19 protein-coding genes and 1 tRNA gene are annotated in these 19,148 nt (G+C 63.5%); 4 read left to right on the forward strand and 16 right to left on the reverse strand.

What is annotated here, in order from left to right; genetic code table 11:
* Window positions 1-118: 118 nt before the first annotated feature.
* From ACYCTF_RS06430 to ACYCTF_RS06485, 12 genes are all read right to left on the reverse strand, one after another.
* Window positions 119-934 (reverse strand): hypothetical protein, encoded by an 816-nt coding sequence (locus ACYCTF_RS06430; RefSeq protein WP_461284740.1) that lies wholly within the window; start codon window positions 932-934, stop codon window positions 119-121.
* A complete protein-coding gene (locus ACYCTF_RS06435; protein ID WP_461284741.1) occupies window positions 922-1,866 on the reverse strand; it encodes a helicase RepA family protein in 945 nt (314 codons plus the stop codon). The genes ACYCTF_RS06430 and ACYCTF_RS06435 overlap by 13 nt, the downstream gene beginning before the upstream one ends.
* A gap of 90 nt (window positions 1,867-1,956) precedes the next feature.
* Entirely contained in the window at window positions 1,957-2,160 is a 204-nt protein-coding gene (locus tag ACYCTF_RS06440) for an AAA family ATPase (RefSeq protein ID WP_461283271.1), read from the reverse strand.
* 108 nt (window positions 2,161-2,268) lie between these two features.
* On the reverse strand, window positions 2,269-2,985 hold the full coding sequence (locus ACYCTF_RS06445) for a hypothetical protein (protein WP_461284742.1): 717 nt from the start codon (window positions 2,983-2,985) through the stop codon (window positions 2,269-2,271).
* 346 nt (window positions 2,986-3,331) lie between these two features.
* On the reverse strand, window positions 3,332-4,339 hold the full coding sequence (locus ACYCTF_RS06450; RefSeq protein ID WP_461283273.1) for a site-specific integrase: 1,008 nt from the start codon (window positions 4,337-4,339) through the stop codon (window positions 3,332-3,334).
* 91 nt (window positions 4,340-4,430) lie between these two features.
* Window positions 4,431-4,507 (reverse strand) — tRNA-Ile (locus ACYCTF_RS06455).
* A gap of 9 nt (window positions 4,508-4,516) precedes the next feature.
* Window positions 4,517-6,367: an RNA polymerase sigma factor RpoD gene (gene rpoD, locus ACYCTF_RS06460; RefSeq protein WP_461283274.1), complete on the reverse strand. Its 1,851-nt coding sequence runs from the start codon at window positions 6,365-6,367 to the stop codon at window positions 4,517-4,519.
* Between the two features lie 88 nt (window positions 6,368-6,455).
* Window positions 6,456-8,192, reverse strand: a complete 1,737-nt coding sequence (gene dnaG, locus ACYCTF_RS06465) for a DNA primase (protein ID WP_461283275.1) — start codon at window positions 8,190-8,192, stop codon at window positions 6,456-6,458.
* Window positions 8,193-8,236: 44 nt separating this feature from the next.
* Window positions 8,237-8,680 carry a GatB/YqeY domain-containing protein gene (locus ACYCTF_RS06470; RefSeq protein WP_461283276.1) on the reverse strand — a complete coding sequence of 148 codons (444 nt, stop codon included), beginning with the start codon at window positions 8,678-8,680 and terminating at the stop codon, window positions 8,237-8,239.
* 6 nt (window positions 8,681-8,686) lie between these two features.
* On the reverse strand, window positions 8,687-8,902 hold the full coding sequence (gene rpsU, locus ACYCTF_RS06475; protein WP_065968651.1) for a 30S ribosomal protein S21: 216 nt from the start codon (window positions 8,900-8,902) through the stop codon (window positions 8,687-8,689).
* A 275-nt stretch (window positions 8,903-9,177) separates the two neighbouring features.
* Window positions 9,178-10,416 (reverse strand): type II toxin-antitoxin system HipA family toxin, encoded by a 1,239-nt coding sequence (locus ACYCTF_RS06480; RefSeq protein ID WP_461283277.1) that lies wholly within the window; start codon window positions 10,414-10,416, stop codon window positions 9,178-9,180.
* Entirely contained in the window at window positions 10,416-10,715 is a 300-nt protein-coding gene (locus ACYCTF_RS06485; protein ID WP_461283278.1) for a helix-turn-helix transcriptional regulator, read from the reverse strand. The genes ACYCTF_RS06480 and ACYCTF_RS06485 overlap by 1 nt, the downstream gene beginning before the upstream one ends.
* Before the next feature lie 239 nt (window positions 10,716-10,954).
* Between ACYCTF_RS06485 and tsaD the strand changes: the two genes are divergently transcribed.
* Window positions 10,955-11,965, forward strand: a complete 1,011-nt coding sequence (gene tsaD / locus ACYCTF_RS06490) for a tRNA (adenosine(37)-N6)-threonylcarbamoyltransferase complex transferase subunit TsaD (protein WP_461283279.1) — start codon at window positions 10,955-10,957, stop codon at window positions 11,963-11,965.
* Here tsaD and plsY read toward each other — a convergent pair.
* On the reverse strand, window positions 11,962-12,579 hold the full coding sequence (gene plsY / locus ACYCTF_RS06495) for a glycerol-3-phosphate 1-O-acyltransferase PlsY (protein ID WP_461284743.1): 618 nt from the start codon (window positions 12,577-12,579) through the stop codon (window positions 11,962-11,964). The two genes, tsaD and plsY, sit on opposite strands and share 4 nt — an antisense overlap.
* On the opposite strand from plsY, the gene folB reads away from it, so the two are divergent.
* Together folB and ACYCTF_RS06505 are read left to right on the forward strand one after the other, a co-directional pair.
* Window positions 12,559-12,945, forward strand: a complete 387-nt coding sequence (folB, locus tag ACYCTF_RS06500) for a dihydroneopterin aldolase (protein ID WP_461283281.1) — start codon at window positions 12,559-12,561, stop codon at window positions 12,943-12,945. The two genes, plsY and folB, sit on opposite strands and share 21 nt — an antisense overlap.
* Before the next feature lie 53 nt (window positions 12,946-12,998).
* Window positions 12,999-13,556, forward strand: coding sequence for a porin family protein (locus ACYCTF_RS06505; protein ID WP_461283282.1), 558 nt, complete (start codon window positions 12,999-13,001; stop codon window positions 13,554-13,556).
* Between the two features lie 117 nt (window positions 13,557-13,673).
* Here the strand turns inward: ACYCTF_RS06505 and ACYCTF_RS06510 are convergent, their stop codons facing one another.
* Window positions 13,674-14,414: a pteridine reductase gene (locus ACYCTF_RS06510; RefSeq protein WP_461283283.1), complete on the reverse strand. Its 741-nt coding sequence runs from the start codon at window positions 14,412-14,414 to the stop codon at window positions 13,674-13,676.
* Window positions 14,415-14,468: 54 nt separating this feature from the next.
* Between ACYCTF_RS06510 and ACYCTF_RS06515 the strand changes: the two genes are divergently transcribed.
* A complete protein-coding gene (locus tag ACYCTF_RS06515) occupies window positions 14,469-15,617 on the forward strand; it encodes a class I SAM-dependent methyltransferase (RefSeq protein ID WP_461283284.1) in 1,149 nt (382 codons plus the stop codon).
* 73 nt (window positions 15,618-15,690) lie between these two features.
* Here ACYCTF_RS06515 and ACYCTF_RS06520 read toward each other — a convergent pair whose 3' ends face one another.
* Both ACYCTF_RS06520 and ACYCTF_RS06525 read right to left on the reverse strand, forming a co-directional pair.
* On the reverse strand, window positions 15,691-18,183 hold the full coding sequence (locus tag ACYCTF_RS06520) for a nitric oxide reductase activation protein NorD (RefSeq protein ID WP_461283285.1): 2,493 nt from the start codon (window positions 18,181-18,183) through the stop codon (window positions 15,691-15,693).
* The gene (locus ACYCTF_RS06525) at window positions 18,180-19,028 is read right to left on the reverse strand and encodes an AAA family ATPase (RefSeq protein ID WP_461283286.1); all 849 of its coding nucleotides are present in this window, start codon (window positions 19,026-19,028) and stop codon (window positions 18,180-18,182) included. The genes ACYCTF_RS06520 and ACYCTF_RS06525 overlap by 4 nt, the downstream gene beginning before the upstream one ends.
* Window positions 19,029-19,148: the final 120 nt, after the last annotated feature.

Consider the following 19,148-nt stretch of genomic DNA (forward strand, 5'->3'; position numbering starts at 1 on the left):
GTGGAGGGGCCAGGGCCGTCAGGCCCTAGGCCCCGATCCTCCTAGGAGTCTCCTAAATAGAGACTCCTAGAAACTCCTACTAAGGCGGGCAAGGGAGCTACGGTGGCGGGCAAGGAAGCTACGCCCCGGGCAAGGGAGCTACGGTGGCGGGCAAGGAAGCTACGCCCCCTGTTTTTTGTACGACCGAAACGCGGTTTCCGACCACAATCACTCCAGCCGCCGCCATCGCCTCGGAGTCTGCCCGCACATCCTGCCGGACCCAGCGGGTTGGCTCGGCACCGACGACTGTGCGGATGAGACTGTCCAGTATCCACCCTCCGCGCGGTTGGTCCCGGTGGGTCAGGACGAGCCGGGTCACGGCCGCTGCCACACCGCTGCGTATCCCCGCCAGCAGCCGCGGATCGTAATGCAGATGGACCGGGTCGGCGTCTAGCCAGGTCGCCCAGCACGCGGTGAACTCCGCTCGCCACAGGGGGCGCGGTGGGCGTCCCGGGATCGGTTGGGGGGTCGTGGTACTGGTGGGAATGAGATGGTTTAAGATGCCATCCACAAAGGGTATATCCTGGCCGCTCACCGTAACCTGCCTTAATGCCCGGGCCAATTTCAACACCCCATCGACCCCATATCGCTCTTTCCTTTCCCCGCTGAGCGTCTTGCGTAGGTCGTGCATGTCCACTAAAACCGCCAACACCCCATTTTCCAGTCTCCTGGTTTTGATCGCATGGAAGTTGATGGCTTCCATTAGGAGCTCGTGACGCTGCCCAACCTTTCCCCCGACCCGGACTGACCCCGCGCCAGGCAGGTCGGTTTCAATTTCGCTCCATACCTCAGGGACCTGCGTGTGTTGAAAGATCCTGGACCGCGCCGTGCGCGCATTGTTTGTTGCGAGCAGCCGGTCACGCCATAGGATCGTGGCTGGGTCTATTTTAGCCATGACAAGTCTTCCTCCTCGCCAGTTCCTCGACCAGATGCCTCGGCGTACGCCTGGGCACCTTTTTTGATTTCCACGATTTTCTCCGCGTTCGTCAGATCCACCGGGGTCAGGACCCCACCTGCGTCCCGCCGATACCAGCGGTCGGGGATGGGCGCAGAGTAGTTATTTTTGGGGATGGACATGCGCACATACCTCGCGCGATCGTCGGGACCGATCGGCATGACTGCCCCCATGTCCCGGTCGATCAGATGACCCGCCTCGTCTGAAGTTATTTTGGAAAGAGCTGATCCCATCCGCGCGTTGTCAGTTAGGGCGCCAGCGCCGCGTGCGGCGAACTGGTCGCCCGAGTCCCCGGCGCGGCTCGCAAACTTGGAGATGTGGTGGAGGAATAAGATCGCGGCGCCTGTTTGGCGCGCGATCACCTCCAGCCACATCAGTAGTCGCGCCATTTCCCCATTCGAGTTCTCATCCAGTCGATGCGCCCGGGAAATTGTGTCGATGATGATCAATCGAGCATCTTTGCAATCCTCAATTAGACCATTCCTCTGCTCTGTGTCGCCTACGTCGAGCCCGGCGCCGACAACAGACAATAGGTCGATTTTCTCTTGAGCCCGTTCCACGTCCGCCTCCGACAACCCCTTTCCTAATGTGATCGCCCGCAACCGATGGTGGAGGACGTTTTGCGGATCCTCAGCTGCCAAGTACACCACGCGCCCGGTTCGCCCTGGTGCGATCCCCACGGTGTCCACACCGGCCGCCACGGCCAGCGCGGCCTGGAGCGCCCAGAACGATTTGGACGTGGCGCCTGGAGCGAACAACGTCCCCACGGTGCCGGCCAGAAAACCAGGCCAAACAAAATCCAAAGGCGGTGGGTCGGTTGTACAGCACTGGCGGATGTCAACCCTATAAGAGGAGAAGCCGAGTCTGCTCACGAGCGCGCCCTCCGTTCTGACGCCACCGCCGGCCGGACGCCTGCGGCGTCCAGCGCACCCTGAATCTCCACAGCAAGCCGCCCCGCCAGTTCAGATCCGAAAAACGCAAACCCATCGCCTCCACCACGTCCGCGCCGCCACAACCTGCGTGAGCGTTGTAAGAATGGTCGATTTGCCGGAACCGGGTGGAGAGAAGACGTCCCCAACAGTGCCCAAAGGCAGAAGATCCTCCAAAAACCAATCGATCGGTTTTGGTTGTTCCTGTAGCAAATCGCCGCCATCGAGCCACTCCATAACTCATCACCTCTATACCTATCTCCATCCCCGGAAATTCTGCCCCCTCCCCTAGCCCCCGTGGCGGCGAATGGCGCCTTCAAAGTGGCGCCATTCGCCGTCGGCCGATCAAAATAGTGAAGGCTGTGGGTGTGGGGTCTGATCGGACGCCGGCAACGCCACGCGCGGCACACGCGGTTTGTGGTGGCGCGGTTCGCGCGGGGCGCGCACCTCATTCGGGGTAGGCGGTGGGAAAAGCTCCTTTTGGCCCTCCGCACGGTCCAGTGCGCGGCGGATCGCTGGGGCATCCCGTAAGATCTGGCGCACACGGGCCTTTGAAACACCGCAACGCTTGGCGATCTGCGGCACATCGAATCCGTGCCAGGATAAAAAGATCACCGTGGAAACTAAGTTGCCGGGTGTTATTAGTGGGAGATCAGGGAGATTGTGATTGTTGAGATCATCGGATGCCTGATCTCCGCCATCCTGATCCTCGCAATCCTGGTACTCCCCCTCGTCATCCAACCTCGCGAGGGTGAGCCCCGCCGGCAAGGTACGGCGGTCGATCTCAACCTCCGCCTCAACCTCATCACCCTCACCCCCATCAAAGCGGTCATTAACCTGGCGACCAGAACGGCGTTGACGGCGCTCCTTATTAAGGTCGTGCCGCGCCTCTTTGATGGCCGCTTGAATGTCTCCAGGATGCTGCGTCATCGCCGCCAACGCCATCCCCAAGCAATCGTCCTGATCGAGCTTGTGAAAGGCCGCCAACCTCCTGACAGACCTATAAACCTGAGTAACCCCCGGCGCAGCCTTTTCCAATTTTTCCAGTTCTAATTTGTCCATAACAAAACCCTCAAACAATAGGCAAAATGGGGCTCGGCCGGGTCGGAGCGGGAAAAACGAAAGGCGCACGAGGCGCGGGCATTGGGACCGGGGATCGTGGCACGCGCAGGCGTACCCGGGGATGAAGCCATTTTTGAGGATTTTAGGACCAGGAATTCAGGACAGATCTGTCCTTATGGGTCCTTTTCAACCCAGGCCAGGAAGGCGGGGTTGTGAGGTTGAGGCCGGCCGGGGCCGGCTTCGCATTAATGCTGTTCTTGTTGCGCGCTCAGCTGGCGCGAGGGTTGCCCCTACGAATAACTATAGCACAAGCCAAACCGGACGCCAGTGCCTGTGGAATTATTTTTTACCCCAACCTCCCCACCAGGTCCTCCGCCCGAAAATGAGTATACCGCTTCACCATCTGCATGGTCTTGTGGCCCGTGATCGCCGCAACCTCGAGGGCGCTAAACCCCCGCTCTCCCAGGCGGCTCGCGGCCTCATGGCGCAAGTCGTGGAAGGTCAGGCCCGTGATGCCGGCCGCCTTGCAGACCCGCTCAAAGGCCTGACTGATGGAATCCGGGCGCATGCCCCACACGCGCCCATCCAGGCGGCGTGGAAGCCCGTCCAGGACCGCCAGCGCGGTCGTGGACAACGGTACACGCCGGGGCGTCCCGGTCTTGGTCTCCGGTATCAGGAGAACCCGCGCCTTGCGGTCCAGGTGCTCCCACCGCATGGCCGCGATTTCGCCTCGGCGCATGGCGGTCTCGATGGCCCAGGTGATGAGGGGGCCTATCTCGCCACCGTAGACGGTAGCGGCGGCCAGGAGGTCGATTTGTTCGTCCCCAATTAGGCGACGGTCGCGGCCGGGCGGCAGTTTTGGACGTTGACCCTTCACTAAGTCCACAGGATTTGACAGGGATTCCATGCCCCAGGCTGTGCGCGCGACATTAAACAGGTGGGAGAGTAGGGCGAGCTCCAGGCGAATCGTGTTGCTCCCCTTACCGTCACCCTGGCGCTGGCGCATATAGTCCGCCACATCCTTTCCACGGATGGAGGCCAGCGCTCGCCGGGCTAGCAAGTGCTCGCCAAGTTGCCGTCCTATAACTCGCTCACGGTAGGCTGTTGCTGGCTTTTTGGTAGGCGTGACTTCGGCAAGGTACCGCGTCAGGGCTTCGCCCAGACTTGTAGCCTCAGCCTCACTTCGTGAGGCGAACACTCCGCGGTCCATCTCACCTTCAATCTGGCGCGCCCAGGCCTCGGCCTCGGCTTTGGTATCGAAAGTCCTGTACTGGTGTTCGTGGCCTCGGCGGATGATCTGCGCCTGCCAAGCACTTTTGCCGCCCGGTCCTGGCCGCTTGCGGAACGTTGCCATAACTTTCCCCCTTTTGCCATACGCGTTATGGCGGGATTATGGCATATTCGGGCTTGTGGCCGGTATGGTTGTTCCTAAGTCCTTGATTTAATGGTGGGCCCGGAAGGACTTGAACCTTCGACCAGAGGATTATGAGTCCCCTGCTCTAACCAACTGAGCTACAGGCCCGTAAGAGGGTTACATGTCCAGGAAGCTGCGCAAGTGCTCGGAGCGGCTCGGATGACGCAGCTTGCGTAGGGCCTTCGCCTCGATCTGGCGTATCCGCTCGCGCGTCACATCGAACTGCTTGCCCACCTCTTCCAAGGTGTGGTCGGTATTCATGCCGATACCAAAGCGCATGCGCAGGACCTTGGCCTCGCGCGGCGTGAGGGTGTCCAATATATCAAGGGTCGCGGCCTTAAGGCCAGCCACGGTCGCGGCATCGGTCGGGGCCATGATGCTCGTATCCTCAACGAAATCGCCCAGATGCGAGTCCTCGTCGTCGCCGATCGGCGTCTCCATGGAGATCGGCTCCTTGGCGATCTTCAGTACCTTGCGGATCTTGTCCTCAGGCATGTCCATGCGCGCCGCCAGCTCCTCCGGGGTCGCCTCGCGCCCCATCTCCTGGAGCATCTGGCGCGAGATCCGATTGAGCTTGTTGATCGTCTCGATCATGTGCACAGGGATACGGATCGTGCGCGCCTGATCGGCGATCGAGCGCGTGATGGCCTGACGTATCCACCAAGTCGCATAGGTCGAGAACTTGTAGCCACGTCGGTACTCGAACTTGTCGACCGCCTTCATGAGCCCGATATTACCTTCCTGGATCAGGTCCAGGAACTGGAGGCCACGATTGGTGTACTTCTTGGCGATGGAGATCACGAGACGCAGATTGGCCTCGACCATCTCTTTCTTCGCGCGCCGCGCCTTGGCCTCGCCAATCGACATGCGCCGATTGACTTCCTTTAGGTCCGCGATCGGCAATCCGGCACGCACTTCGATGTCGCCGAGCCGGGTCTGAGCGGAGGTGATCGCCGCCATATTCGCCTCGATCACCTCGGCGCTGCCCTCACCACCCTTACCGATCTTCTTGATCCAGCGCGGATTGGTCTCGTTGCCCGGGAAGCTCTTCAAAAACACCTTGCGGGGCATGCGCGCCTTGGTGACGCAGACGTCCATGATGACCCGCTCCTGGTCGCGCGCCTCGTCGACCAGCGCCCGGACATGCTCGACCAGCCGATTGATCTGCTTGGAGACGAATTTGATCTCCATAAACTCTTCGGCGAGCTTCTCCTGGCCCTTCGCCACCTCGGGACTCTTGAAGCCTTTCTTTTCCGCGGCCTTCGCGATGGCGGCGTGCAGCTTGCGAATACGGCCGAAACGCTCGAGCGCCTCCTCGCGATCCGGACCGCTATCCTCGTCGGCGTCGACGCCATCACTGTCGTCGGCCTGCTCCTCGTCCTCATCATCGTCGGCGGCGGCGCCGACATCCCGCTCGGCCTCCTGCGGGGGCTCATCGACCGCTTGCGGGTCGACGAAATCCACGACGAGTTCGGTGAGCCGCATCTGGTCTTGCTCGACGAGCTCCATCATCCGCAACACCTCGACGATGGTCGCCGGGCACGCGGCTATGGCCTCGGTGCTTTGACGGATGCCATCCTCGATGCGCTTCGCCAGATCGATCTCGCCTTCGCGCGTCAAGAGCTCCACCGTGCCCATCTCGCGCATATACATGCGTACCGGGTCGGTGGTACGGCCAAATTCCCCTTCCACGGCCGAGGCGAGCACCTGCTCCGCCTCCTCCACCACCTCCTCGTCATCGGGGGTGGGGGCCGAATCGTTTTTCATGAGCAAGGTATCGGGGTCGGGGGCTTGATCGTAGACCTCGATACCCATATCGTTGATCATGTTGATGACGGTCTCGATTTGATCCGCATCATGCACGTCTTCGGGCAGATGGTCGTTGATGTCCCGGTAGGTCAGGAACCCTTGCTCCTTGCCCTGAAGGATAAGTTTCTTGAGCTGCAGGCGTTGCGTCTCTTGGTCCATTAAGGTCGCCCTTCGTGCCGTCTAGTTGAAATGGGACTCAAAATTTAACTGATAAGTATAGCAGGCCATCGACATCGCGCATCGACGGCTACTGCCCTTCGGCATTGCGACTCCGTAGATAGGCAACCAGCTCCGCCTGTTCCTCGGGAGTCAAACTTCCTTTATTAATCAAGAAATTATGCCGCTCTTTGGCCTTCGCCGCGCGGGCCTGCTCATTCAATGTTCTCATGATGTCACGCATGACCCCCTCGTGATCGGGAAGCAGCGACGGATACTCCCAGACGGCGAGCCGCGCCAAGGTCGAACGGTGCGGACTGTCAGCAAACCGCTCCAGAATGGCGCCCGTGGTCAGCCCCGGCGTCTCCCGCAGCAGCACCACAAGCGCCGCCAGTACGTCCATACCCGGTCTCCCCGCCAAGGGGAGTTCCCCGACTTCCTTAATGAGGGCGGGGTACTGCAAAAGCAAGGCCACGGCTTGGCGCACGAGCGAACCGCCACGCACCGGGACCAGGGGCTCCGCCCGCCGCACCTCTTCGGCGCGGGCCGGCACCAAAACCTCCGCCTGCGGGGCCTTCAGAGCACTCAACTCCGCCAATCGGCCGATCATAAGCTCATAAAGCGCCCCTTTCGCTAACTTCGACAACAAGGGCTTGGCAAGTTCAACCAACCGCGCCCGCCCATCCAGGCGTGAAAGATCAGCGCGCGCGCCCAAGGTCTCGAAGAAAAACTCCGGAAGCTCGGTGGCGCCCCGCAGGCGCGCTTGGAATCCGGCCTGACCCTCGGCGCGCACCAAGGTGTCGGGATCCTCGCCCTCCGGCAGAAACAAAAAGCTCACCTGGCGCCCATCCCTCAGGGCCGAAAGCGCCTGCTCCAGGGCGCGCCACGCCGCCTCGCGTCCGGCCCGATCGCCATCGAAACAAAACACGATCTCCGGCGCATAACGAAACAGGCGGTCAAGATGTTCACGGGTGGTGGCGGTCCCCAAGGTCGCCACCACATGGGTCACACCAAACTGCGAGAGCGCGAGGACATCCATATAGCCCTCAACGACGATGACCTGTCCGGCCTTATCGATGGCGTCCAGCGCCTGCGGCAGGCCGTAGATCTCGCGGCCCTTATGAAACAAGGCCGTCTCCGGCGAATTCATATACTTGGGCTCGCCTTGATCGAGCACCCGGCCACCGAACCCTATGATGCGGCCCCGCGCATCGGCGATCGGGAACATGACCCGGTCGCGAAACCTGTCATAAAAGCCGCCCGCCCCCTCGCGGGCGATGGCAAGGCCCGCCCGCTCCAGCAGGACCGGTTCGAAGTCCTGAGCCAGGGCGTTCAGGAGGCCGTTCCAGCCCGCGGGCGCGTAACCTAACTGAAAGCCCTTGGCGATCGCCCCCGTGATCCCCCGCCCCTTGAGATAGGCCTGGGCCCGCTCGGCGGACGGGTGATGGCGCAAGGCCTCCTGGTAATAGCGCGCCGCGGCGTTCAGCACAGGCTGCAGGTCCGGCCCCGCCTTGGCCATCGGGCGGCCCTCCTGTGGCATCTCGAGGCCGGCCCGGCGGGCCAATTCGGTCACCGCCTCGACGAAGGCCAAGCGATCGTAGTTCATCAGGAAACCGATCGCGGACCCGTGCGCCCCGCAACCAAAACAATGATAGAACTGCTTATCCGCGCTGACCGTAAACGAGGGAGTCCGCTCTTCGTGAAAAGGACAGCAAGCCTTGTAATCCCGGCCAGCCTTGCGCAAAGGCACGCGCCCGCCGACCAGTTCGACGATGTCCGTGCGCGCGAGGACCGCATCAATGAAGGGCGACGGAATCTTTGTTGCCACACAGGCCCCCCAGGCGCCCGCATAGGGAAAACAGACGCCCTTCCTTAACTCAACCGCTCCTTGATTCGCGCGCTCACAGCAGCCATGTCGGCGCGTCCTTGCACGCGTGGTTTGATATGCGCCACCACCCGTCCCATATCCTTGATCGAGGCCGCCTGCGTATGCGCCAAGGCCTCTTGAATGAGATCTTCGATCTCCTGGGCGGACAAGGGCGCGGGCCGGTAGGCCTGCCATACGGCAAGCGCGACCTGCTCCTTTTCCACGAGATCCGTACGACCTGCCGCGCTGAACTGTTCGATGGATTCCTGGCCCTGGCGCACGAGCTTTTCCAGAACCACGAGCACGCCGCCATCATCCAACGCTACGCGCTCGTCCACCTCGCGGCGCTGGATGGCGGCCCGCAACATGCGGATCGCCTCAAGCCGCGGGGCATCCTTGGCGCGCATCGCCGCCTTCATGTCCTCGGCGATTTGCTCCTTCAGTGTCATGGATCCTTAGAACGGCCTGTTGGCGCGCTGGGCAACCCGGGCGATTTTCTTCAGCTCGCGCTTGCGCGCGGCTGCCGCCTTGCGCTTGCGGACCGCCGTCGGCTTCTCATAGAACTCGCGACGACGAACCTCGGCGAATACACCCGCCTTCTCACACGACCTGCGAAAACGACGAAGCGCAACCTCGAAAGGTTCGTGCTCCTTGACGCGCACCGATGGCATAGACGCAATACACCTCGCTATAAGTGATGGATGAGCCGGGGCCCGTGGTAAACGGCGAATTCTAGCGCGCGCCGAGCCATTTGTACACATTCACCCAGTCCCAGGCCAGCGATGCCCACAGGGGTGCCGCTCCGCGAGCAGCCTCAGGCGCGGCCCTACCGGCAAGCGCCCACGGCCGGCGTAGCCGCACCGGGACATGGTCATTCCCCCGCAGTCACCAGGCGGTCCGGGCTCTATCGCCCCCATTGTCGAGAATTTCGGCCCCCAGACCGCCGTCAGGGGCTGGGGCGTGTGGCCGTCGCGCCCAACTTTCCGAGCCCCTTCCGTGAGGTCGTAGCGGCGACGGATAGGGTGCGATCGAGGCGCTCCAGGGCCAGCGCATGAGGGAACTGCCGCCGCATGCCTTCCAGAACAGGCCTCGTGTGCCGAATGGCTTCCTGGCAACGCTTCAGAATAGGCATCATGTCCTGGCGAGAGAGGCGGCAGATCGTCTCGCCAAAAACCAGAAGGTCTTCGGTGGTGGGCCATGATAAGGGACCGTTCTGTTGAAGAGGGAGGGCGGGCTGATCCTCTCGGATCCAGGCGACTGTACTGACGACGTCGTAGGCGGGCGCGAGCGCAGGATAGCGAGGGTCGTCGTATACCAAGCCAAAATTTTTAAGATGGGCATCGCCATTGCGCAGCAGGGTATTCATAACGACCATCGTAAACAGGGTATCCAGCGCCGGATCTTGACAGTACATCTCAAGCACCCGACCAACACTCGCCATGCTGGATGCGTACTTGGCGGTTCGTGGCAAACCCGATAGGGAACAGAAATCTTCAAACCCCAAGCGTTGCCCGTCTTCCCTCCGATCAAAACGTGTCACAAGAAGGGCGCGCCCGTTAACGGCAAGTTCCGAGTCCGCCGTGGGGATACCGGCGGCGCGGCATGCCAGGAGGCAAATATGTTCGACGATCGCAATGCCGGGGAATTCGGAGGTTTCGAGCTTAAGGATGGCATCCCCCACAGGGAACGACAGGGGCCCCCGTAAAGGCGCTGCGGCGAAGGTCTTGGGGAATATCCCCGATAAACCGGTTTGGGCGGCCAGCCGCTCAATCAGCTTCTCCAACAAAGGGGCGGTCGTCGACGGACTCCTGAGAAGCTCCGATACCGCGTGGCCTGCACTCAGCGCGGGGCCTGTGTCGGGGCTTTGCCCCTGTGGCAAAACTCGAACTCTGCCAACCATGTTCTGGCCCACCAGAGCGAGAACATCAAAGTCGTCATCGATCTTAAGCACTTTCCCCGCGATACGATGAATTGCCTCCAATAGAGCCCCTTCCGGAAAACCCACTTGTAAGGCGGGCGGTATGATCATAAAGGGATCTGAGTAATCTTCGTTCACGGGCATCGTGAGCGACACGGCATCGTCCTCTTTGGTGCCAGGCAAATAGGAGAACGTATATTCGCCGGGACTGGAGCGATCGAGGCGCGCGACCCGCGTGTCCCGGACATAAATGTCCAGGCTATCCATCAAATAAGACCCTGTTCGCGCATCGCCCTAAGCTGGTAGATGCTCGGCCGCATGGGCAAACGGCCATCCGCCGTCCGCTCTATCCGGGGCTCGTTCCGGAGATCCAAGGCGATATCCAGAGTGTCAAACACGGCTAATAGGTTCGCCATCGTGACATTACCGCTCCCGGCTTCAATGCTCCGTAAGGTGCCACGCGCGATACCGGCCCTCTTGGCCAGGTCCCGCTGCGATAAGCCCAGGAACACCCGGCGCCGAATGACTTTTTGCGCAATCTTTTCGGCAACCTCAAGCTGGCTCATGGCCCAATGGTATAACATATTGTACCAGAGGACAATCTCCGGGAGCTGGTGATAGCGGCCGGCCCGGTTGGGACCCTCAATGGCGCGGGCATAAGGCTGGGCTTACATACCGTTCAGGCGCACCCCGCCACGGGCGGCGACATGGCCGAGGCCGGGATCCGGGCGCCACAGCCTTGGTGAACGCGGCCCGGGGCGGTAAGCTGCACGCATTCCTGACTTCACTATACGGACCGCAACCCATGCTCGTGCTCGGCATCGAGACCTCCTGCGATGACACCGGCGTCGCCCTCTACGACCGCGATGCGGGCCTGCGCGCCCACGCCCTGTTCAGCCAAATGAGTCATGCGCGTTTTGGGGGCGTGGTCCCCGAGATCGCCTCGCGCGACCACATCCAGAAGCTGCTCCCGCTGATCGACACCTTGCTGGCCGACGCGGGGGTAGTCCTCGCTGACGTGGACGCGATCGCCTACACGGCCGGGCCGGGCCTCGCGGGGGCCTTGCTCGTGGGCGCGGCGCTGGCACGCGCGCTCGCCTTTGCGCTCACCATACCCGCGCTCGGCGTGCACCACCTGGAAGGCCATCTCCTCGCGCCGCGACTCGAACGCGAGGCCCCGGATTTTCCGTTTCTCGCCCTGCTGGTCTCGGGGGGGCACACCCTGCTCGCCGACGTCCAAGGCCTCGGGCGCTATACGATCCTTGGCGAATCGCGCGACGACGCCGCCGGCGAGGCCTTCGATAAGAGCGCCCAGGTCTTGGGCTTGGGCTTTCCAGGGGGACCTGCCATCGGCCAGGCAGCGGCACGCGGGCGCCAGACCGATCTCAAGCTGCCGCGCCCCCTCACCGATCGTCCGGGCCTCGAGTTTAGCTTCAGTGGCCTGAAGACCGCGCTCTTGCTGGCCGCTCGCGAACGGCCCTTGGACGACGTGCGGCGCGATGACCTCGCCTACGCCCTGCAAGAGGCGATCGTCGACACCTTGGCCATCAAGTGTCGCCGGGCACTGCTTCAGACAGGCCACGAGCGTCTCGTGATTGCCGGCGGCGTTGGCGCCAACTTGAGGCTGCGCGAGCGCCTCACAAACGACGCGCGCGCCCTCGGCGTCGAACTCTACTATCCACGCCCCGCCTTCTGCACAGACAACGGGGCCATGATCGCCTACGCCGGTTGCTTGAGGCTGGCCGCAGGCCAAACAGGCCATCAAGACTTCGGGGTTCGCCCCCGCTGGCCGCTGAACGAGCTTGCGCCGCCCTAAGCCCCGATCTTGGTCTCGCGGCCCGCGAGGAGATTGCGGATATTGCTGCGATGGCGCCACAAGAGGAGCACGCTCATGGCCGATGTGGCGGCAAAGAACACGCCGACATGGGCGCGCAGGGTCACGGCCACGAGGAAGGGGGCGGCGACCGAGGCGGTGAGCGCCGCAAGCGACGAGTAACGAAAAACTATTGCCACCACAAGCCAGATACCCAGCAGTCCGGCACCCGCCAAGGGATCAATGGCCGTAAGCACACCGAGGGCGGTCGCTACACCCTTGCCGCCGCGAAAACGAAAAAACACGGGATAAATGTGTCCGAGCAGCGCACACAAGGCGACTATCGCCACGAGCCACGGCGCAAGCCCGAGGAGCCGTGCCAAGACCACGGGGAGCACCCCTTTGAGGATGTCGCCGATTAGGGTGATAATGGCGGCCTTCTTGCCCCCGACGCGCAACACATTGGTGGCCCCGGGATTCCCCGAACCCGCGTGGCGCGGATCGGGTAAACCGAGCATCCGGCTTGCCAAAATGGCCGTGGAAAGGGAGCCTAAAAGATAGGCAAGCCCCGGCAAAACATAGGCCCAATTCGAGATATGCGTGACGGCGTTCCCCAAGACAGTAGTGACGTGCTGTATTTACACGATCTGGAAGCGGATTGCATCATCGGGATCTGGGACTGGGAACGCCAGACTCGGCAGACCATCGTCTTCGATCTCGACATGGCGGTCGATATTCGTGCCGCCGCCGCATCCGACGACATCCGCGACGCGCTTGACTATAAGGCGGTTGCCAAACGCGTCGTCGCATTCGTGGAGTCCTCGGAGTTTCGTCTCGTCGAGACCCTCGCGGAGCGCGTGGCGGAACTCGTCTTGCAGGAATTTCCAGTCCCCTGGCTGCGCCTGCGCCTCGATAAGCGCGGGGCGATCCGCGGCGCAGGTCAGGTCGGACTTGTCATCGAACGAAGCCGCACTACCCCCTGACGCGGTTACCCACAGAAATCCCGATAAACGCGCTCAAAAGGAGTTATTGCCTCATGCCCATGACGTTCCGCGCCACCGCCTTGATTGCCGCCTTGTCACTCTCCAGTGCCCATGCCGCCGGGTTTTACGTAGGCGCCAATGTCGGCGCCTCCGACGCCCAGAGCCTCGGCAATGCCGCCAGCGCCGGAATCTATGCGGGGTACGCCATTGACTCCTGGGTGACCCTGGAGGCCGGTTACAATCGTCTCGGTCGCTGGCTCGGCCACGATCAAGGCCAACCCTACACGACGATCGTCAACAACGTCGACGTTTCGCTGACCGCGGGACCCCGGTTCGACCGGCGGTTCCGAGCCTACGGACGCATAGGCTTCGTGGACTGGTCCACGATAGGCACTGGGGGCGGTGGCGAACATAGGGTCACAGGCAGCTCTGCGCAGAATGACATGCTGGAGGAACTGCACCAAGGGTTTTACGGCGTAGGCGTCTCCTATCGCCTGCGACACCGCATCGGTCTGCGTCTTGAATACCGTATCTACCGGGCCATGGCCGTCAACGGCCACGATCTCGACATAAGCTCGCTGCTGCTCGGCGCCACCTACCACTTCGGCTAAGGCGCGCCCTGGGCCATGAGGTTCCGCGCAGGCGGCGCCGCACCTGGTCGAGCCTCGTTCACGCAAGCGGCGCCTGCCACGCCGACTTGGGGTGGGGATGGCCAGATGCCCGAACCCTCAAAGCACGGTCGAACGCCCGCCATCGACCGCTAATATCTGACCTGTCACATAAGGGGCGTCCAGGAGCAGAAAGGTGGTGGCGCGCGCGATATCCTCGGGGGAGCCGGTACGGTGTAGAGGGATTTGCGCCAGCACACGCTCACGCTCGGCTGGGTCGGCGCCCGCCTCGGGCCACAGGATGGCGCCGGGCGCCACACCATTGACGCGCACCTCCGGGGCCAATTCGCGCGCGAGCGACTGCGTCAACATGGCAAGCCCGGCCTTGGCGATGCTGTAAATGGGGTAATCCTTGAGCGGGCGGGCGGCATGGATGTCGATGAGGTTGACGATGGCGCCGCCGTGCTCGGCGAGGTGCGGCGCGGCGCTACGACTCAAGAAGAACGGCGCGCGCAGGTTGGTGCCGAGAAGGTCGTCCCATTGGCCGACCGTCGCCTCCTGGAGCGGCGTCGGGTAGAAGGTCGAGGCGTTATTGACGAGCATGTCGAGGCGCCCGAAACGCGCAAGCGCCTCATAGATCAGGACGCGCGGGGCGTCTTCGCTCAGGATATCGGCGCGAATGAGGCTCACGCTGCCGGGGCGCGCCGACTCGAGTTCCGCGCGCAAACACTCCGCCTCATCGGCCGAGGAGCGGTAATGCAAGACGATCGATAGGCCGCGGGCGTGCAGTTGGCGGACGATGGCCGCGCCCAGCCGCCGCGCCCCACCCGTCACCAATACCACCCGTTTCGACACCTGCATGGCCTCCTCCTTTTGTGACAAAATGGCCGATATTCCCTTAATGGTCTCATAACTATGTCCGGTTCTTCGCTTCCCGCATGGGCTGCGCTCACACCCCCGGAAAAGGCTGCGCTCGCGCACAATGAACGGGTCCTCGATGTGCGCCTCGCCCAAGGACCGGTCGCCTTCGCCGATTATATGGAATGGGCACTCTATGACGATGAGTGCGGCTACTACGCCCGACGCGAGGTCTTCGGGGCGCGTGGCGATTACGTCACAGCCCCCCTCATATCCACACACTTGGCCCGCGCCCTGGCGCGCCAATGGACGCCGATACTCATCGCGCACGGAGGCTCCATTATGGAGGCAGGTTCGGGAAACGGCCAGTTGGCGATCGACACCCTGAAGGCCCTGGGTGAGGCCGGCACGCTCCCCGAGCGCTACTGGATGATAGAGCGAAGCGCGCGCCTACGCGCCATCGCACGGGAACGTGTGGCGGCGGAGATTCCGCAATGGGCCGACCGGGTCTTCGCGGTGGCCGACTGGCCCGACGCCGAGGCCTCGATCATCGTCGCCAACGAGATCCTCGATGCGCTCCCGGCGGCGCGTTTCCGCATGCGGGGCGGACGCGCCCATACCCTGCTCGTGACGCGCGATGAGGCTGGGGCCCGAGCCTTCGCCGAAGGCCCCGAGGACAGGTCTGCGACCGCGGCGCTGGCTGATTTGGCGCTGGTCGATGGCTACGAGTCGGAGACCTTGCCACAGGCCCGCGACTTTCTGCGGCAGGCCTCGGATCATCTGGCGCGCGGCGTGATCCTCTTGATCGATTACGGCTTCCCGCGTTCCGAGTTCTATCACCCGGATCGCCACCAAGGCACGCTCATGTGTCACTTCCACCAACAGGCCCATGGTGATCCCCTGATCCTGCCGGGCCTGCAGGACATTACGGTGCACGTCGACTTCACGGCCATCGCGCACGCGGGCCGGGCGCTGGGGCTCGATCTCGCGGGCTACACGAGCCAAGGGGTCTTTCTCCTGGGGCTTGGCATCGGCGAGGACCTGCCCACAGACGAGTTCGAGGCCTTGCGAGAGATCCAGGCGGTCAAGCGTCTCACGCTCCCGCACGAGATGGGCGAACTCTTCAAGGTCATAGCCTTCGAACGCGGCTACAAGGCCCCGCTTCGGGGCTTCCGCCTGCTCGACCGCAGCCGCGCGCTCGCCTGAAAAGGCGCGCCCGCCCGCCAAGACCCTCCCTCCAACCGCGTCCCGCGTAAGGCGCGCGGGCAAGGCCGCCTCCTCAGCCGGCCTTGCGCAACTTCAGGTAGATCTGCGGCAGCCGCGCTGGCAGCGCATCCAGGGTGTCGACGACCAAGAAATGACCCCGGCCGAAGATACGCTCCAGATAGGGGGCCCCAGCCGGATCGAGGGTGATGCAAAACGCGTGGACGCCCTGATCCGCCGCCTCCTTCACGGCCATGCGCGTGTCTTCGTGGAGGTAACGCTCGTCGCCGCCGTCATCGTAGTCGGCCGGGCGCCCATCGGAAAGGATGAGCAGCAGGCGACGCTCGGTGCCACTGTCGGTCAGGCGCATGCAGGCGTGGCGAATGGCTGCGCCCATGCGTGTCGCAAGCCGCCCCGACAGCCCGCCCACGATGGCCGCCTGTTTGGATGTGAAGCGCTCATCGAAGTCCTTGATCGGATAGTAGCTCACCGCATCGCGGTACTTGGAGGCGAAGCCGGCGATGGCATAGGGGTCGCCCACCTCCTCGAGGCTCACGGCAAACAGCAGGAGCGCCGCCTTGATGCGATCGACGACGCGCCCCACGCCGTCGGCTGCCTGCTGCATGATGGATGTGGAAAGGTCGGCGAGCAGCAGCACCGCCGTGTCGCGCACAAGCGGGCGCCGCTTGCGAAACACGAGGGGCGCGGGCGAGGCCCCGGCGCGCCGATCCACGACATAGGCGACGGTTGCGTCCAGATCGAGTTCCTCGCCCTCGTGCTGGCGCTTGCGCGGGGCCATGCGGCGCGGCTTCTCGGCCTGGATGGCGCGTCGAAGTCTGCCCAAGACCCGCGCATGGCGGGCGAGCAAATGCTCCGCGCAGGCCGCGTCCCGCTCCATCAGGGGTCGCTCAATCACGCGCGTCCAATCGCGCCGATAGACCTGCTCGCGATAGTCCCACTCCGGATACGGAAGTCCCGCACCTGCCGGCCGCAGCCTGCGAACGCGTGCCGACACGATGTGTGGCTGGGGCCGCCCGGCGCCTACGCGCCCACCCGACCCGCTGGTGTCCTCGGGCGGGATCGGCGTGTCCGGGTCGTGACCGGCGCTTAACGGTGCCGGCCGCGTGGGCGTAGGCTCCGGGGCCTCCGCCACAGCCCCGCCGTCTGGCTCTGGTATCTCGGCGGGCGCGGCCGGCCGTGGATAGACAGGTCGCCCTTGGTTGGGAGAGCGACCGGGGAGGTAGGCGGCGTCGCGGTCAGCAAGCCCTAATGCCGGAAAGCGACCCTCCCGATACAGCGATTGCGCCGCTACGAAGGACGTAACGAGATCGGCGTCGCGCGCGAGCAAGGCCGCCCAGGGGGCCACGGCGACCTCGCGCCCTGCCAACACAGAAAGGCTCTCCCGCCCGAGATCGAAGTAGGCCGCCGCCGGCCCCTCTGGACGCGTCGTGGCAAGCGCCATGAGGCGCTCGACATGATTCGGCATCAGCGCCTGAATTCGCGCATCCACGCGAAAGTCCTCGCACAGATCGAACAGAACCTGGAAACGCACAAGGTCCTCGCCGAAGGCCGCGAAGAGTGGACGCCAGGTCACGCGCTGATCGGCATCGAGCGGCGGGTGCGTCATCCCCGCCTGCGCGAAGAGCCGCGCCAAGACCTCGGCATCATAGGTCCCGAAACGCAGATGCCCGGCATGATGCAAAAGCGCCGCGAGCGCGTGCTCACGCGTTGGAAACGCGGGCGGCACAAACAAGGTACGGCCGTCGGTCTCGACAAAGGCGGGCCCGTCTACACTGAGCCCACGGGGCGCGAGAGACGGCGTCAACGAAAAGGCGGCGTGCGCGATCAGGACGAGAAAGCGTTCATGCTCGGCGCTGCGAAATCCCGGAAGCACCGCCATCAGGGCCTCATCACTGTCGGGGCCCTCCATACGAAAATAGGCCTCACCGCGCAAACGACCCGATTTCAGAATGTCGGCGCCACGCTTGAGCCAGCCATCGATCGCGCCCGGCCCCAAGAGCGTACGTACCTTGATCGCACCGTTTAACGCAAGCGCGGGGGCAAGGCCGCGATCGCGGGCGGCGGCGAGCGGCTCAAGGATCTCGGAGAGACCGGCAAAGCCGCGTCCAGCGGTGAGGCTTGAGATCGGGGCCTGAAAAAAGACCTCGGCGTTTTCCGGGGATCCGCGTCCCCACGCGATGCCGATGGCCCCCCAGCGACGACCACCCTCGACACCGAGCTCCCGCACCGCCGCCGCCAGGCCGTCGAGATAGGCGATCAAGGCCTTCCAGGCCCCTCGAATCGCGAGGAAATCACGCGCCTGCTCGATCCAGATGTCGGCCGCGCCCAACTCCCGAACAAGCCCAGGGCTTGCCCGCAGAAAGGCCTTGCCGGCCTCGCGGTCATAGAAGAATAGGTCCCGGCCGGTCTCGGCCCAGAGGGCAATGGTCTCGGCACCGTGCGGGGCCATGGCCGGCAGCGCCGCGCAGAGATCGCGATGCGCGACGAAGCTCAACTCCTTCAGCTCGTCCAAGACGAGTGCGAGCCGCACCTCGGGATCGCCTGTCATGCCGTGGACAAATGCGCCTTCACGATCTCGCGCAAGGCCATGGCAAGCTCGATATCGTCAGTCAGGGGGCTTACGAGTGCCGCCTCGCCCGCATCCAAGGGAGGCAGGCCTGCGGCGATGAGCGATCCCGCATAGACCAGCGAACGCGTCGAAGTCGCCTCGTCCAGACCATGATCCTTGAGGGCGCGGGCCTTGTGGGCGATCGCCACGAGCCGCGCGGCGATATCGGCATCCAACCCCCCCACCTCGTTTTGCACGATGCGCGTCTCGGTCTCGGCATTCGGATAGCGGAAGTCGATGGCCACGAAACGCTGCTTGGTCGACGGCTTCAAGTCCTTCAAGACCGTCTGATAGCCCGGGTTGTAGGAGATGACGAGCAGAAAATCCTCGTGGGCCTCAATCTCGACGCCACGCTTCTCGAGCGGCAGGCGCCGCCTATGGTCGGTCAGCGGGTGGATGATGACCGTGGAATCGGTGCGGGCCTCGACGATCTCGTCGAGATAACAGAGGGCGCCAACCTTCACCGCGCGGGTGAGCGGCCCGTCCTGCCAGACGGTCGATTCGCCTTCGAGCAGGAAACGGCCGACGAGGTCGGCGCTCGTTAAGTCCTCGTGGCAGGCCACCGACACCAGCGGTCGCCCAAGACGGTGGGCCATATGCTCCAAAAAACGGGTCTTCCCGCAGCCCGTCGGCCCCTTCAGCATCACTGGCAGCCGCCTGCGCCACGCCGCCTCGAATACCGCGATCTCGGTGCCCTGAGGCTCATAATAAGGGCCGTTTCCGGCCTCGGGGGCCTGCACGATGTCGCGTTCCACCCCTCGCAATCGTTCTATCAAGCCGCGCATGCCCATCCCTCATCTATAAGAAACTTATGATACATCCGGGGGCCTGAAATACCACGGGCGGGCGCAGGATGACCCGCACATCGCTGGGGCAAGGGCGCGCGACCCTGGACCATCCGGGGC

It is taken from the genome of Acidiferrobacter sp. (assembly GCF_054609335.1).

Bases quoted from the DNA above. Each gene is read 5' to 3' on its own strand.
- ACYCTF_RS06480 (WP_461283277.1), bottom strand. From the start codon at position 10,416: ATGGATAGCCTGGACATTTATGTCCGGGACACGCGGGTCGCGCGCCTC.
- ACYCTF_RS06510 (WP_461283283.1), bottom strand. From the start codon at position 14,414: ATGCAGGTGTCGAAACGGGTGGTATTGGTGACGGGTGGGGCGCGGCGG.
- ACYCTF_RS06525 (WP_461283286.1), bottom strand. From the start codon at position 19,028: ATGCGCGGCTTGATAGAACGATTGCGAGGGGTGGAACGCGACATCGTG.
- ACYCTF_RS06470 (WP_461283276.1), bottom strand. From the start codon at position 8,680: ATGACACTGAAGGAGCAAATCGCCGAGGACATGAAGGCGGCGATGCGC.
- ACYCTF_RS06430 (WP_461284740.1), bottom strand. From the start codon at position 934: ATGGCTAAAATAGACCCAGCCACGATCCTATGGCGTGACCGGCTGCTC.
- rpsU (WP_065968651.1), bottom strand. From the start codon at position 8,902: ATGCCATCGGTGCGCGTCAAGGAGCACGAACCTTTCGAGGTTGCGCTT.
- ACYCTF_RS06440 (WP_461283271.1), bottom strand. From the start codon at position 2,160: ATGGAGTGGCTCGATGGCGGCGATTTGCTACAGGAACAACCAAAACCG.
- ACYCTF_RS06515 (WP_461283284.1), top strand. From the start codon at position 14,469: ATGTCCGGTTCTTCGCTTCCCGCATGGGCTGCGCTCACACCCCCGGAA.
- ACYCTF_RS06505 (WP_461283282.1), top strand. From the start codon at position 12,999: ATGCCCATGACGTTCCGCGCCACCGCCTTGATTGCCGCCTTGTCACTC.
- folB (WP_461283281.1), top strand. From the start codon at position 12,559: ATGCGTGACGGCGTTCCCCAAGACAGTAGTGACGTGCTGTATTTACAC.
- ACYCTF_RS06520 (WP_461283285.1), bottom strand. From the start codon at position 18,183: ATGACAGGCGATCCCGAGGTGCGGCTCGCACTCGTCTTGGACGAGCTG.
- tsaD (WP_461283279.1), top strand. From the start codon at position 10,955: ATGCTCGTGCTCGGCATCGAGACCTCCTGCGATGACACCGGCGTCGCC.
- ACYCTF_RS06445 (WP_461284742.1), bottom strand. From the start codon at position 2,985: ATGGACAAATTAGAACTGGAAAAATTGGAAAAGGCTGCGCCGGGGGTT.
- ACYCTF_RS06485 (WP_461283278.1), bottom strand. From the start codon at position 10,715: ATGAGCCAGCTTGAGGTTGCCGAAAAGATTGCGCAAAAAGTCATTCGG.
- rpoD (WP_461283274.1), bottom strand. From the start codon at position 6,367: ATGGACCAAGAGACGCAACGCCTGCAGCTCAAGAAACTTATCCTTCAG.
- ACYCTF_RS06450 (WP_461283273.1), bottom strand. From the start codon at position 4,339: ATGGCAACGTTCCGCAAGCGGCCAGGACCGGGCGGCAAAAGTGCTTGG.